A 14,711-nucleotide genomic window follows, 5' to 3' on the forward strand; every position below is an offset into this window, starting at 1 on the left:
CGCCGCCGGATTGCCGCTGTCCTTCGAGGATCGCGGCATTCAGCGGCGCCGGCGCGGGCGAAGAGTACAGATGAGTGCAAGTGACATCGTGACAACGCCGGCACGATGGCTCTTAGGAGGGCCGGGCCGACGTAAGGGGCGTCCGGGATCTGCAGTACAGGTCCCCGGGGCGCCCCTTGCGCGGGTCCGGCGCTTTGCTTTTTGGCAAATGACCAACCGGCGTAAGGTTGGAAGGACCTGATTTGAATGTTTGATATCCATAAGCAGGAAATCGAGTGGGGCGGCCGCAAGCTGACCCTGGAGACCGGCAGGATCGCGCGCCAGGCCAACGGCGCCGTTCTGGCGACCTATGGCGAGACGGTGGTGCTCTGCACCGCGGTCGGCGAGGCCGCACCGCGACCGGGCATGGATTTCTTTCCGCTGACCGTGAACTACCAGGAAAAGACCTTCGCCGCCGGCAAGATTCCCGGCGGTTTTTTCAAGCGCGAAGGACGCCCTTCTGAAAAGGAGACCCTGGTCTCCCGGCTCATCGACCGGCCGATCCGGCCGCTCTTCGCCAAGGGCTACAAGAACGAGACCCAGGTGATCTGCACGGTCCTGAGCCACGACCTGGAGAACGATCCCGACATCGTCGCCATGGTCGGCGCCTCAGCGGCGCTGACGATTTCGGGTCTGCCGTTCCTCGGCCCCATCGGCGGTGCCAGGGTCGGCTACAAGGACGGCGAATACGTGCTCAATCCGTCGATGGACGAGATGGAGGACGCCGCGCTGGACCTCGTTCTGGCCGGCACCCGCGAAGGCGTGCTGATGGTCGAGTCCGAGGCGCACGAACTCTCCGAGGAGATCATGCTGGGCGCCGTCACTTTCGGCCATGAGCAGATGCAGCCGGTGATCGACGGGATCATTGCCCTGGCCGAGCGCTGCGCCAAGGAACCGCGCGAAGTGCCTCCGCCGGCCCCGGAGATCGAAGAAGTCAAAGGCAAGCTGCTGGCCGGCGGCATCATGGAGAAGCTCGCCGAGGCCTATACCGAGGTCGACAAGATGGAGCGCCAGTCCAAACTGGCGGCGGTCCGTGAAGCCGCCCTCGAGTCTCTCAGCGACGAGGAAAAGGAGTTCGCCTCCGGCCTCTTCAAGTCGCTGGAAAGCGAGGTTGTGCGCGGCAACATCCTGAAAGGCACCAAGCGTATCGACGGCCGCACCACCACGGACATCCGGCCGATCCTGGCCGAGGTCGGTGTGCTGCCGCTGACCCACGGCTCGGCGCTCTTCACCCGCGGCGAGACCCAGGCCCTGGCCACCACCACCCTGGGCACCGGCCAGGACGAGCAGCTCATCGATTCCCTGGAAGGCAGCTACCGCGAACACTTCATGCTGCACTACAACTTCCCGCCCTACTCGGTGGGTGAGTGCAGCTTCCGCCTGGCCCCGGGCCGCCGCGAAATCGGCCACGGCAAGCTGGCCTGGCGTGCATTGCGACCGCTGCTGCCGAGCAAGGAGGATTTCCCCTACACCATTCGCGTGGTCTCCGAGATCACCGAGTCCAACGGCTCTTCCTCCATGGCCACGGTCTGCGGTTCCTCGCTGTCGATGATGGACGCCGGCGTGCCCCTGGCACGCCCGGTGGCCGGCATCGCCATGGGCCTGATCAAGGAAGGTGACGACTTCGCCGTGCTCTCCGACATCCTGGGCGACGAGGACCATCTCGGCGACATGGACTTCAAGGTGGCCGGCACCGAACAGGGCATCACCTCCCTGCAGATGGACATCAAGATCACCTCGATCACCAAGGAGATCATGGCCGTCGCCCTGAACCAGGCGAAGGACGGCCGCATGCACATCCTGGGCGAGATGAACAAGGCCCTGACCACGGCGCGCGAAGGGGTCTCTGAGAACGCCCCGCGCATCACCGTCATCACCGTGCCGAAGGACAAGATCCGCGACATCATCGGCACAGGCGGCAAGGTGATCCGCGAGATCACCGAGGAAACCGGCGCCAAGATCGATATCGAAGACGACGGTACGGTGAAGGTGGCCGCGGTCGATCAGGATCAGGCCCAGGCGGCGCTCGACTGGATCAAATCCATCGTCGCCGAACCGGAAGTCGGCGTGATTTACGACGGCAAGGTCGTGAAGGTCGTCGACTTCGGCGCCTTCGTGAACTTCCTCGGTCCCCGCGACGGTCTTGTCCACATCAGCGAGTTGGCACCGCAGCGCGTCGCCACCGTCGGCGACGTGGTCAACGAGGGCGACACCGTCAAGGTGAAGTGCATCGGCATGGACCGCGGCAAGGTGAAGCTCTCGATGAAGCGGGTGAACCAGGAAACCGGCGAGGACCTGGAGGCCGAGGCCAGCTAGGCCCCGCCCCCGACGACAGAAAACGGGCCGGCAAGGAGGGCGTCTTTTCATGGCCTCCTCGCCGGCCTTTTCTGTGCCGCCGCTGCGCCTGCCACGGGTTATGGGCCACCGCGGCGCCCTGGCCCTGGCACCGGAAAACACCCTGGCTTCCATTGAGGCGGCGGCCGGCACGGGCCTCACCTGGGTGGAATTCGACGTCATGCTGACCGGCGACGGCCAGCCCGTGCTGATGCACGACAAGACCCTGAAGCGCACCACCGGTACCCCCGGCGCCATGGCGGAAACACCGCTCAGCGTGGTCCAGGGCCTGGACGCCACCGCTGGCTTTGCCCGCAAGCGTGGCACCGCCGCCGCCGCGCGCTTTCACGGCCGCGACGACTGCCGTGTCCCCACCCTGGAGCAGACGGTCGAACATCTGCTGGCGCTCGACCTGACGCCCAACGTGGAGATCAAGCCGACACCGGGTCTGGCAGAGAAGACCGCCGAAGTGGCGCTGGAGCGGCTGTTGCGGCTCTGGCCCGCCGACCGTCCGCCGCCGCTGATCAGCGCCTTCGAGTGGGAGGCGCTGACGGTCGCCAGGGAGATGGCGCCGCACTGGCCCCGCGGGCTGCTGTCGCACAAGTTCCCAAAGGACTGGGAGGCCGCGATGACCCTCTATGACTGTGCCTCGCTGCATGTGAACTGGCGGCATCTCGGCAAGGCCAAGGTGCAGGCGGTGAAGGCGGCCGGCTATGCCGTCGCCAGCTATACGGTGAACCAGCTCGCCGTGGCCCGCCGCCTGTTGAAGCTGGGGGTGGACTGCTTGATCACCGATCGCCCGGACCGTCTCCTCGCCGGCCTGCGGGACTAGATCGGGTCACGATCGCGCGGTTGCGGAGAGTTCCTTCAGGATCTCCGCTGCCTTGCGGCGCTCGATGCTGATCTCGTCCCGGCGATAGCCTGCCCGCTGTGCTCCGTCGGGCGCTGCGGCGTCGCCGGCTTCGAGTCCCGCGCCGGTCTCGAACCATCGATAGCTGGGCTCCAGGACGTCCCGCGCCGCTGCCGCGTCGCCTTGATCCAGGTGAAGCTCTGCCAGGCTGACGGCGGCGCGCAGTGCCCAGAGGTGGGCTTTTTGGGAGCGGGCCAGATCCACTGCGCGCCGGAACTCTGCCGCCGCCGCCGCCGGCTCCGACGGCGCTGCAGAGAGCAGCAGGACGCCCCGGGCGCGGTGCAGTTCCGCCTCGTACCAGCGCTCCCCGGTCTGTCCGACAAGAGCCAGCGCCTCGTCGATCTGGGCGATCCCCGCCTGCGGCGCCCCGTCGCTATCCAGGAGCTCCGCCAACAGCCCCAGGAAGTAGCAGACCTCCAGAACCTCGCCGGTGGCCCGGTGGGCCGCCAGGGCCTCGCGAAAGACCTCGATGCCGCGGGCGGTCTCGCCGCTGCGGGCCATCAGCCAGCCCTGGAACATCCGCCCCAGGGAGCGCCAATGCGGATAGCCCATTTCGCTCGCCAGGCTGACCACCTGGTCGGCGCAGCGCCTGACGCTGTCGTCGTCGCGGCAGAACTGGTGCAGGTAGCAGGCATTGCCATTGGCCACGACCAGGGCGTAGGCCTCGTCGTCGGCCTCGGCGATTTCCAGGGCGCTGCGGGCCTGGGCGAGCGCCGTCTCGGGATAGCCCAGCGCAAAGGACGTCCAGGAGAGGTAGCAGAGATCGAGCACCGGGGACTCGGGCCGCCCGATTTCGCTGCCGCTGCCCGACCTGGCCGGATCGTTCAGGGCGATGGCCTTTTCCAGGTTGTCCTTTGCTTCGCTGAAGTCGCCCTGCCCGAAGGCGGTTCGGCCGATGGCGCTGTGTCCGCGCAGAAGGGCGTTGTCGTCGTTCAGATCCGCCCCCAGTTCCAGCAGCGATGCGCCGAAGTTGCGGGCCTCCTGCAGGTTTGCATTGCCCTGATGAAAGAGGAAGCTGCCGTAGAGCACGCGGAACAGCAGGGTCTTGTCGTCTTCGTCTTCGCACAGCCTCAGCGCCCGGGCCCAGGCGGCGCCGGTTTCCCCTGCGCCGGTTCCCATGGTTGCGCGCAGGGCGGTGGCCTGGGCAACCCGCAGGCGCAACTCCAGCGCCCGGTGATCCGCGGTCTCGGCGATCGCCGGCAACAGGGCCAGGCCGAGATCGATCTCGGCCACCGCCTCCGACATGGCCGAACGCAGGATCGCCCGCTCCGCCGCCCGCAGGCGAAAGGCGACCGCCCGGTGCGGCAGGTTCGCCGCTGCATAGTGATGGGCCAGAAGCTCCGGCTCGGTGATTGCCACGTGCGGGCTGCGGTCTTCCAGAAAGGCGGCGATTTCGGCGTGAACGCGCCTGCGCTTTTTTTTCAGCAGGCTGCTGTACGCCATTTCCTGCACCAGTGCGTGCTTGAAACGGTAGATGGCCCGCGGCGGCACACCGGCCTGGTACAGCAGCTGTGCCTCGACCAGCCGGTCCAGCGCGCGCTGCAGATCGCTCTCCGGCAGGGCGGAGATCGCGGCCAGCATCTTGAAGGAGAAATCGCGCCCGATGACCGCTCCCATCTGGGCGACCTCGCGCGCGGCCGGGTATCTGTCGAGCCGCGCCAGAAGGGAGCCGCGGAGTGTCGTGGGAATGCTCGTTGCAGGCGTTTCCGGGGCAACTTCGTAACGGTCGCCGAGGTCGACGACGGCGTTGGACTCCAGGACCGCCTTGGTGAGCTGTTCGATGAACAAGGCGACTCCGTCGGTTCGCTCCGCGATGGTATCGACGAGATCCTGGGGAAAGTCCTTGTCGTGCACCAGATGCCGGATGATGGTTTCGCAGGCCGGTCTCTGCAGCCGGTCGAGGGACAGACCCGTGCCTGGAAAGAGCGGGCGCATCCGGGCCTCGGCTTCGGGCCGCAGGGTCAGGATCAGCAGGACCCGCAGACCGCTCATCCGCTGTGCCAGCCGCTGCAGAAACTCCAGGGATGTCGGATCGATCCAATGCAGGTCTTCGACGACCATCAGCAGCGGTCTGTGCGCGGCCATCGCTTCGGTTTCGGAGAGCATGAATTCGAGCAGGCGTTCCATGTCCAGCTGCTGCTCCGCGCTCGCCCCGTTCTCCTCGGCCAGCTTTACCGACAACAGAGGTGCGAAGAGCCGTACCGCTTCCTCCGCATCGGTCGCGGAGTTCTTGAACTGCTCGTGCATCTTGGCCAGGGCCACCATCGGCGCGTCGTCTTCCGAGAGACCGGCGCGCCGCTGCATCCGCTCGATCAGGGGATGCAGCGCCTTGTTCTGGTGAAAAGCGGTGCAGTGATAGGTGAGCGAGATCAGCGTCTCGTCGGCGAGGCTGTCGATGAAGGCCCGGACCAGGCGCGACTTGCCGATGCCCGGTTCTCCGGACAGCAGGACGACCTGACCCTGGCCGCTGCCGGCCGCCTGCCAGCGGTCGGCCAGGAGGTTCAGCTCGCCGGTGCGGTTGACGAAGGGCACCAGTTCGTCGGTCCGCCGCGCCTCGCGTTGCCGGTCCAGGTTGCGGGGGCCGCTCACCTGCCAGGCCGAGACGGGCAGGGTGATTCCTTTCAGGGTCTTCGGTCCCAGGCTCTCAAGCTCGAAGGCGGCCCGCGTGAGATCGCAGGTCATGCTGTCGACCACCACGCTGTCCGGTTCCGCCAGGGCCTGCAGGCGGGCCGCTATGTTGGGCGTCTCGCCGACCGCGGCGATCTCCTGTGCCGGGCCGACACCGACAAGATCGCCGACCACCACCGAACCGGTGCCGATGCCGACACGGGTCTGCAGGCGCAGACCGGGTTGCGGGCGCAGCCTTGCGACCGTCCTGACGATTTCCAGGCCGGCCCGGATCGCCCGCTCCGCATCGTCTTCATGGGCGCGCGGAAAGCCGAAATAGACGAGAATGCCGTCACCCATGTAGCGCGCGATGAAACCTTCCATCCGCGCAACGACACCGGCGCAGGCGTCCTGATAGGCGCGCACGATGGTGCGCAGGTCGTCCGGGTCGTAGCGGATCGACAGCTCCGTCGATCCGACGAGATCACAGAACATCACCGTCAGGTGGCGCTGTTCCGCGCCGGAGCGTGAAACAGCATCGCCGGAGGCCGAAGCCGTTTCTCCATCTTCCCCCGAGAGCCGCGCGATGGCGCGCAGCAGCTTCTTGCGCTCGCCGAACGACAGACCCAGTTCGATCAAATTGTCTTCGGTGAGGTCGGCGAGGATGTCGAAGTCGATATCCTGCTCTGCGAAGGTGGCGGCATAGCGATCCAGACCGAGACTCTGCAGCCAGTCGTAAAGAGTGGTCATGTCTCCCTGTCGTCTCCCTGACGGTGGCTGGCCGCCATTGAGGGCTTGGCGCCCTTCTTCTTGTCCCTGCCGCGCTTAAGTCTAGTCACCCTTTTGCTCGCCGTTACAGGGACTCTTATGTGGTAGTCATCTTGCTCTAGCGATGCCGCCGTCGGTCTGCGGATCGTATTCAAGTTATTGTTTTACATTTGCTTTTTGGTGATTTTTCCGGGGCCAGGGGGGCAAGATGAACCAGACATTGGCGGCGGTTGCCGGGGCTCGCCGCAGGCTGCTCGGCGGTGCCGCCTTGGCGCTTTCGTTCGGCACTAGAACCATTGCGCGCAACCGTGTGTCAATTGCGCGCATACGGTTGCCGGCGCTGCCGCAAAACCGATCCGCGCTGCGACGCCGGCGCGGCGTCGAGGTGGCGCTCGCCGGCATGCCGCCGCGGCGCATCCACACCACGATCTCGCTGGCCGGGCGCTGTCCCGCGCTGCTGTTTTACCTGCCCGTCCTGCTGCACTGCCTGCGTCTGGCCTGGCGTCACCGCGGCTTCACCCTGCCGTCTGTCGCCAACCCCAACATCGAATGCGGCGGCTTTCGCGGTGAATCGAAGATGTCCTATCTCGAGCAGATCGCTCCGGAGTCGAGGGGCTGGGTGGCACCGTCTCTTCGGTTTGTGCCGCGCCCCGGCGAGAGCCGGCGCCAGGCTCTGTGCAGGCTTCATGGACGTTTGAGGCGCGCCGGGCTTTGCTTTCCCCTGGTGGCGAAGCCGGATATCGGATCCCAGGGTTATGGCGTGCGGCTGGTCGCCACACCCGGCGACCTCGCCGTCTACCTGGAGCGCTTTCCCTCCGGCGCGGCGGTCATCCTGCAGCGCTACATCGACTGGCAGGGCGAGGCCGGTATCCTCTACGTAAGGCGGCCGGACGAACCGCGCGGCCGGATTTTCTCTCTGGGATTTCGCTGCTTTCCCCATGTGATCGGCGATGGCAGGTCCACCCTGGGCGAACTGATCGATACCGACCCGCGCACGCGGCGCATGGCGCGCCGGCACCGCAAGGCCGTGCGACCGCAGCTCGCAAAGGTGCCGGGCGCGGGGGAGATGGTGCGGCTCTCCCTCCTCGGCAGTGTCAGGGCCGGGGCTTTCTACTATGACGGCCAGGACTATGTGACGCCGGCCCTGACGGCGCGCATTGACGCGATCAGCCGGCGGATGCCGGCGTTCCACTTCGGCCGCTTCGACGTCCGCTTCGAATCGGTGGAGGCGCTGAGGCGCGGCGAGGGTTTTCAGATTCTCGAAGTGAACGGCGCCAGCGCCGAGGCGCTGCACATCTGGGATCCGGACCAGAGCCTGACGGAGACCTACCGGGTGCTCTTCGATCAGTTCCGCCTGCTCTATGAGATCGGCGCCTGCAACCGTGACCGCGGCCACCGGCCGATCGGTCTGGCCGCCTTTCTGGCGCTGCAGTGGCGCGAGTCTTCTTTGCTGCGCCGTTATCCGGAGTCGGGTTGACGCGTCGGCTGGCTGGAGCCGTGTTGTCTGCGCCCGTGTGTCTGCGCCCGCGTGTCTGTACCCGTGCCTCAGCTGCCCATGCGGCCGGGCGAGGGAATGCCGACGATGTTGTAGCCGCCGTCGACGTAGTGCACCTCGCCGGTCACGCCCTGCGACAGGTCGGAGGCGAAGTAGAGACCGGCCGAACCGACCTCTTCCAGAAGCACGTTGCGCTTCAGCGGCGCATGGTCGCGGTTCCAGCCGAAAACGAAGCGCGCATCGCCGATGGCCGAGCCGGCAAGGGTGCGCATCGGCCCGGCGGAGATGGCGTTGACGCGGATTCCCTGCTCGCCCAGATCGACCGCCAGATAGCGCACGCTGGCCTCCAGCGCCGCCTTGGCGACCCCCATGACGTTGTAGTTCGGCGTCACCCGCTCGGCGCCCAGATAGGTCAGGGTGATCAGGCTGCCGCCGGGTCCCATAATGGCGGCAGCTTGGCGCGCCACGGCGGTAAAGGAGTAGCAGGAGATCGCCAGCGTGCGGCGGAAGTTGGCCCGGCTGGTGTTGAGGTAGCGGCCTTTCAACTCTTCCTTGTCGGAATAGGCGATGGCGTGGATCACCACGTCCACCTGGCTCCAGCGTTCCTTCAGGCTGTCGAAGGTCGCGGCGATGTCGCTTTCTTCCTCGACATCGCAGGGCAGTACGATGTCGGAGCCGAGCGATTCCGCCAGCGGCCGCACGCGGCGCTCAAAGGCGTTGCCCTGAAAGGTGAAAGCCAGTTCGGCGCCCTGCGCATGCAGCGCCTTGGCGATACCCCAAGCGATCGAGTGGTCGTTGGCCACCCCCATGATCAGGCCGCGCTTGCCGGCCATCAGCCCCGCCATCGATTTCCCCCGACCCTATCCTTCTAAACGCTTGAACGCGAGGCTCGCGTTGGTTCCGCCAAAACCGAAGCTGTTGGACATCACGCAGTTCAGCGACACGCCGTCTTCCATCGCGCGGACGATGGGCATGCCCTCAGCTTCCGGGTCGAGGTTGTCGATGTTGGCCGAAGCAGCCAGGAAGTTGTTGTCCATCATCAGCAGCGAATAGATCGCCTCGTGGACACCGGTGGCCCCCTGCGAATGACCGGTCAGTGACTTTGTCGAAGAGATCCGCGGCATGTCGGCACCGAAAGCATCCCGGATCGCGGTAAGTTCCGGTATGTCGCCGGCCTGGGTGGAGGTGCCGTGCGCATTGATGTAGTCCACCGGCGTGTTGCCGAGGCTCTGCATGGCCAGGCGCATGCAGCGCAGCGCCCCCTCGCCCGAAGGGGCAACCATGTCGGCGCCGTCCGAGGTGGCGGCGTAGGCGGCGACCTCGCCGTAGATCTTGGCGCCGCGGGCCTTCGCGCGCTCCAGGTCCTCCAGCACCACCACGCCGCCGCCGCCGGAAATCACGAAGCCGTCGCGGTCGCGGTCGTAGGCGCGCGAGGCGCGGGCCGGCTCGTCATTGAAGCCGCTGGAAAGCGCGCCCATGGCATCGAAGAGGACGGTCAGCGTCCAATGCAGTTCCTCGCCGCCGCCGGCGAAGACGATGTCCTGCTTGCCGAGCTGGATCAGCTCAGAGGCGTTGCCGATGCAGTGTGCCGAGGTCGAGCAGGCCGAGGAAATGGAATAGCTGAGGCCCTTGATCTTGAAGGCCGTCGAGAGGTTCGCCGAGTTGGTCGAAGACATGCAGCGCGGCACCATGTAGGGCCCGACCCGCTTGGGGCCCTTCTCCCGCGCCAGGTCCGCCGCCTCGACCTGGTTCGAGGTCGAAGGACCGCCCGAGCCCATGACCAGGCCGGTGCGCTCGTTGGACACCTCGGCCTCGCCCAAACCGGCATCGGCGATGGCTTCCTGCATGGCGATGTAGTTGTAGGCCGCGCCGTCGCCCATGAAACGGCGCAGCTTGCGGTCGACATGGTCGGCGATGTCGATGTTCAGGGAACCGTGCACATGGCTCCTGAATCCCATCTCGGCATAGGTGTCGCAGAACTCGACGCCCGAACGTCCCTGGCGGAGCGAGTCGACGACTTCGGCCTTGTTGTTGCCGATACTGGAGACGATGCCTAATCCTGTGACAGCGACTCGGCGCATTTCTCTCATCCGTTGTCTGGCCGAAAGGCCCCTCGCAGGCCGCTTCGGCACTCTGCCTTGGGGGTGACTGCCGGTTTTCTCAAAATCCGAAGCCTATCAGCCCGCGACGTCTAGCGGACTTGCCCTAGGCGGTTTGCGGTTCGCGCTGGAACAGGCCGACCTTGAGGTCCTTGGCCTCGTAAATCGGCTTGCCGTCGACTTTCATGATGCCGTCGGCAATCCCCAGGACCAGCTTGCCCATGCGCACCCGCTTCAGGTCCAGATGGTAGCTGACCAGCTTTGCCGTCGGTACCACCATGTCGGTGAACTTCACCTCGCCCACGCCCAAGGCCCGGCCGCGCCCGGGGGCGCCGAGCCAGCCGAGGAAAAAGCCGACCAGCTGCCAGAGGGAATCAAGTCCGAGGCACCCGGGCATGACGGGGTCGCCTTCGAAATGGCACTCGAAGAACCAGAGCTTCGGATCGATGTCGAACTCGGCGACGATATGTCCTTTGCCGTGCTCACCGCCCTCTTCCGAGATCTCGGTGATCCGGTGAAACATCAGCATCGGCGGAAGGGGCAGCTGCGCATTGCCAGGACCGAAGAGCTTGCCGTGCGCGCATCGCAGCAGCTCTTCGTAACGAAAACTGTTCTGTCTCTTGTTCAAGCGATCCACCCAGTCCAGCACCTTCAGTTCTTGACGCACCGCCAACACTCGAGGCGATGCGCCACGCCTCTGCGGTCCTGCGCCCCGCGCCTCCGCCGGCAACCCGAGCCGGGGTTTGCGCTCCTCAGGAGCCTGACGCCGCGGCCCCGGCGTCCGAAGACCGTTTCTACATAGGCCGATTGGCATTTGCATGCCACGACAAAAAGCGTTGCCACGTGACCCCTTGCCGGCGCAGACAACGCTGGGGCCGACTATAGCACAGGGCCGGCGCTGTCAAACAGCTTCACATCGCCCCGCCCTCATGCCTGGGCCCCGTGCCCGCAGGCATCCTGCGGGAGATCTCCGGACGCCATCGGGACATCTCCCCGGAGGTCTCCCGGACAGCAGATAAAGCCTGTCACTTCATGGTTAAGGGCGGTTTAATGGCGGGAGGATGGCCCTAAGTTTATAGGGGTTCCAAAGAAATTGACAATCGCCTGTTTTGAACGCTTTAATTTTGGCGGTGGTGACCTATATCTGGAAGTGTGATGAGCAAAGACCGTCCATACAGCGCTCTGGTTCAGCGCCTCAAGACCGCCGGGCTGCGCCCGACGCGCCAGCGCCTTGCGCTGGCCAAGCTGCTCTTCGAACCATCTGAAGGGTGCGACCGCCATATCACCGCCGAGCAACTCCATGCCGAAGCGGTGGCGGACTCGGTCAGGGTCTCCCTGGCCACGGTCTACAACAGCCTGCACCAGTTCACCGAAGCGGGCTTGCTGCGCGAGGTGGTGGTCGAGCCCGGCCGCTCCTATTTCGACACCAACGTCTCCGACCATCATCACTTCTACCACCAAGGCCGTGGACAACTGCAGGACATCCCCGGCGAGCAGGTGCAGATGGACAGCCTGCCCACGCCGCCGGCGGGCACCCGCGTGGCGCGCGTCGATGTCATCATCCGTCTTTCGGAGGACGAAGAACCGGTACAGTAAAGCCGCTTTTTTGTCTGAGCCTTAAATACCAAATTAGAAACATTCCAATCCGTTGACAGCCTGCGGTGCGCGAGCTATGTAAAGCGCACGACGGGCGGTTTGCCGGCCATGCGGGGCGGCGAGCGGACAAGCCCGCAGGCTTATAAGGAGAGTGAGATCAATGTCGCTTAAGGGCTCGAAGACGGAAGAGAACCTCAAAGACGCGTTTGCCGGCGAAAGCCAGGCCAATCGCCGCTACCTTTATTTCGCGCAGAAGGCCGACATCGAGGGCTACAACGACGTTGCGGCGGTCTTCCGGTCCACCGCCGAAGGCGAGACCGGCCACGCCCATGGCCACCTGCAGTACCTGGAGGAGGTCGGCGACCCCGCGACCGGCGAGCCGATCGGCGATACCACGGCCAATCTGAAGTCCGCCATCGCCGGCGAAACCCACGAGTACACCGACATGTATCCGGGTATGGCGCGCACGGCGCGCGAAGAGGGCTTCGACGAGATCGCCGACTGGTTCGAGACTCTGGCCAAGGCCGAGAAGAGCCACGCCGGGCGGTTCCAGAAAGCTCTGGAGACCATGGCTTAGGCCCTCGCGCCTGAGCGCCGGAGTTTCGGTCCGAGGGCCGCAGCCCTTGGAGCCTGATCCTCCGGCTCTATCTTCGGTATCATCAGGACCGGATAGCACCTGAAACCGGGCAGGACCGCAGCGCCGCTCAGAAAGAGCGGCGTCCGCGGTCGCTGTCGTTGTCGTGGCTTCGTGCGCAGGGCCCTTGGTGGGCGGCGTGCGGAGAGGGGATCTAAAGGCAGGGACGAAGGCGGGGACGAAGAATGAGTGAAGGTGGCCTGAACGCGCCGGTGCGCCATCCTATCGATTGGAACGACCCGGACTTCTATGACTGGGACAAGTTGAACGCGGAGATGGAGCGGGTCTTCGACGTCTGTCACGGCTGTCGGCGCTGCTTCAATCTCTGCGATTCCTTTCCCCGGCTCTTCGATCTCATCGACGACTCGGAAACCGGCGAACTCGACAGTGTCGACAAGGCGGATTACAAGCCAGTGGTCGATGCCTGCACGCTCTGCGACATGTGCTTCATGGTGAGCTGCCCCTATGTGCCGCCCCACGAATTCAACATCGACTTTCCGCACCTCATGCTGCGCTACCGTGCCGCCGAGCGCAAAAGCGGCAAGATCGACGACAATCTCGACCAGCTGACGCGGACCGACCGCAACGGCAAGCTGGCCGGCCTAGCGGCGCCGCTCTGCAACTGGGCCAGTTCCACTACCAACAAGATGACCCGCCCGGTGCTGGAAAAGACCGCCGGCATCCACCGCGAGGCCGCGCTTCCGGAATTCCACGGCAAAACCTTTGCCCTGCGTGCCATGGAGGCGCCGCCGGAGGTCAACGCCGAAGCGCCCGCCAAGGGCCGCAAGGTGGCGTTCTACGCCACCTGCTTCGTCAACTACAACAACCCGCGCATCGGCGAGGCGGCACGCGCCGTGCTGGCCAGGAACGGCGTCGAGACCGAGGTGGTCTACCCGTCGTGCTGCGGCATGCCGCAGTTGGAACAGGGCAATATCGAGAAGGTCGCCGAAGCCGCAAAGCGCGTCTCAGCGGAGTTTGGCCGCTGGATCGACGAGGGCTATGACATCGTCGCGCTGACACCCTCCTGCGCGCTGATGCTGAAGTTCGAATGGCCGCTGATCCTGCCCGACGACGAGGGGGTCAAGCGCCTCTCGGAAGCGACCTTCGACATCACGGAATACGTCGTCGACATCGCCAAGAAGGAAGGCCTGGCCGAGGGTCTGGCGCCGCTGGAAGGGGGCGTCGCCCTGCACATGGCCTGCCATGCCCGCGCCCAGAACGTCGGCGCCAAGGCGGCGGAGATGCTGCGCCTGGTGCCGGACTCCGACGTCAAGGTGGTGGAGCGCTGCTCGGGCCACGGCGGCTCCTGGGGCGTGATGAAGGAGAACTTCGACACCGCCATCAAGGTCGGCCGCACCGCCGCGCGCCAGACCGCCCAGGCGGGCAAGACCTACGTCGCCTCCGAATGCCCGCTGGCCGGACAGCACATCCTGCAGGGCATTGAGCGTCTGAAAATGGACGACAAGCCCGAATTCGACCGCAGCTACCACCCCATCGAACTCTTGGCCAAGGCCTACGGCTTCGGCGCCTGAGCGCCGCCCGCCCAGGGCCTGAGCTAGCCAAGAGCCTGGACCAGCCGATGGCACAGACCAGAAGGACCCCCCGATCATGAACGCCGGACTAGCGATGAAACGAGAGATCACCCGCGACGATATCCTGCCGATGAAGGCCTACGCCGAGGAACGCCGCGAGCTGCGCCGCGATCTGGTGGAGAAGAAGAAGTTCCGGCGCCAGGAGATTGGCCCGGTCTGCACCTTCTACTTCGAGAACTACGAGACCATGTGGGCCCAGGTCCACGAGATGCTCTACATCGAAAAGGGCGGCGAGGAGCAGATCGCCGACGAGCTCAGCGCCTACAACCCGCTGATTCCCCAGGGCCGCGAACTGGTGGCGACGGTGATGTTCGAGATCGACGATCCGCTGAGGCGCAAGACCTTCCTTTCCAAGCTGGGCGGTGTCGAGGAGACCGCCTTCTTCGAGGTCGACGGCGAGCGCATCTTCGGCAAGCCGGAAGAGGACGTCGACCGTACCACGGCGGACGGCAAGGCTTCCTCCGTGCAGTTCATCCACTTCCACTTCACCGAGGCGCAGATCACGAAGTTCAGAACGCCGGGCACGCGGGTGGTGTTGGGCTTCACCCATCAGGAATACGGCCACATGACCATCCTGCCGGAGGACGTGCGCAGCGCCCTGGCGCAGGATTTCGCCTGAGGCTGCGCTACCCACCCT

The 14,711-nt window shown here is 65.5% G+C and carries 11 protein-coding genes; 7 read left to right on the forward strand and 4 right to left on the reverse strand.

The window, feature by feature from the left end:
- The first annotated feature begins 246 nt into the window (after window positions 1-246).
- Entirely contained in the window at window positions 247-2,355 is a 2,109-nt protein-coding gene (gene pnp, locus ACO06P_RS14710; RefSeq protein WP_420345986.1) for a polyribonucleotide nucleotidyltransferase, read from the forward strand.
- A 49-nt stretch (window positions 2,356-2,404) separates the two neighbouring features.
- On the forward strand, window positions 2,405-3,205 hold the full coding sequence (locus ACO06P_RS14715) for a glycerophosphodiester phosphodiesterase family protein (protein WP_420345987.1): 801 nt from the start codon (window positions 2,405-2,407) through the stop codon (window positions 3,203-3,205).
- A 6-nt stretch (window positions 3,206-3,211) separates the two neighbouring features.
- On the opposite strand, the gene ACO06P_RS14720 is transcribed toward ACO06P_RS14715, so the two are convergent.
- Window positions 3,212-6,640 (reverse strand): AAA family ATPase, encoded by a 3,429-nt coding sequence (locus tag ACO06P_RS14720; RefSeq protein WP_420345988.1) that lies wholly within the window; start codon window positions 6,638-6,640, stop codon window positions 3,212-3,214.
- Window positions 6,641-6,866: 226 nt separating this feature from the next.
- Here ACO06P_RS14720 and ACO06P_RS14725 point away from each other — a divergent pair, with 226 nt between their 5' ends.
- The gene (locus ACO06P_RS14725; RefSeq protein ID WP_420345989.1) at window positions 6,867-8,135 is read left to right on the forward strand and encodes a hypothetical protein; all 1,269 of its coding nucleotides are present in this window, start codon (window positions 6,867-6,869) and stop codon (window positions 8,133-8,135) included.
- A 68-nt stretch (window positions 8,136-8,203) separates the two neighbouring features.
- Here ACO06P_RS14725 and ACO06P_RS14730 read toward each other — a convergent pair whose 3' ends face one another.
- The 3 genes from ACO06P_RS14730 to fabA form a co-directional block, all read right to left on the reverse strand.
- On the reverse strand, window positions 8,204-8,998 hold the full coding sequence (locus ACO06P_RS14730; protein ID WP_420345990.1) for an enoyl-ACP reductase FabI: 795 nt from the start codon (window positions 8,996-8,998) through the stop codon (window positions 8,204-8,206).
- Between the two features lie 15 nt (window positions 8,999-9,013).
- Window positions 9,014-10,234: a beta-ketoacyl-ACP synthase I gene (gene fabB, locus ACO06P_RS14735; protein WP_420345991.1), complete on the reverse strand. Its 1,221-nt coding sequence runs from the start codon at window positions 10,232-10,234 to the stop codon at window positions 9,014-9,016.
- A gap of 124 nt (window positions 10,235-10,358) precedes the next feature.
- The gene (gene fabA / locus ACO06P_RS14740; protein WP_420349645.1) at window positions 10,359-10,880 is read right to left on the reverse strand and encodes a 3-hydroxyacyl-[acyl-carrier-protein] dehydratase FabA; all 522 of its coding nucleotides are present in this window, start codon (window positions 10,878-10,880) and stop codon (window positions 10,359-10,361) included.
- 527 nt (window positions 10,881-11,407) lie between these two features.
- Between fabA and irrA the strand changes: the two genes are divergently transcribed.
- The 4 genes from irrA (at window position 11,408) to ACO06P_RS14760 (ending at window position 14,693) form a co-directional block, all read left to right on the forward strand.
- Window positions 11,408-11,848 (forward strand): iron response transcriptional regulator IrrA, encoded by a 441-nt coding sequence (gene irrA, locus ACO06P_RS14745; protein WP_420345992.1) that lies wholly within the window; start codon window positions 11,408-11,410, stop codon window positions 11,846-11,848.
- Between the two features lie 160 nt (window positions 11,849-12,008).
- Window positions 12,009-12,425 carry a rubrerythrin family protein gene (locus tag ACO06P_RS14750; protein WP_420345993.1) on the forward strand — a complete coding sequence of 139 codons (417 nt, stop codon included), beginning with the start codon at window positions 12,009-12,011 and terminating at the stop codon, window positions 12,423-12,425.
- 242 nt (window positions 12,426-12,667) lie between these two features.
- Window positions 12,668-14,014, forward strand: coding sequence for a heterodisulfide reductase-related iron-sulfur binding cluster (locus tag ACO06P_RS14755; protein WP_420345994.1), 1,347 nt, complete (start codon window positions 12,668-12,670; stop codon window positions 14,012-14,014).
- Between the two features lie 76 nt (window positions 14,015-14,090).
- Window positions 14,091-14,693, forward strand: a complete 603-nt coding sequence (locus ACO06P_RS14760; protein ID WP_420345995.1) for a DUF3501 family protein — start codon at window positions 14,091-14,093, stop codon at window positions 14,691-14,693.
- The last annotated feature ends 18 nt before the right edge of the window (window positions 14,694-14,711 follow it).

Origin of the sequence: Pelagibius sp. (genome assembly GCF_965227505.1) — a bacterium.
GTDB lineage: Bacteria > Pseudomonadota > Alphaproteobacteria > Kiloniellales > Kiloniellaceae > Pelagibius.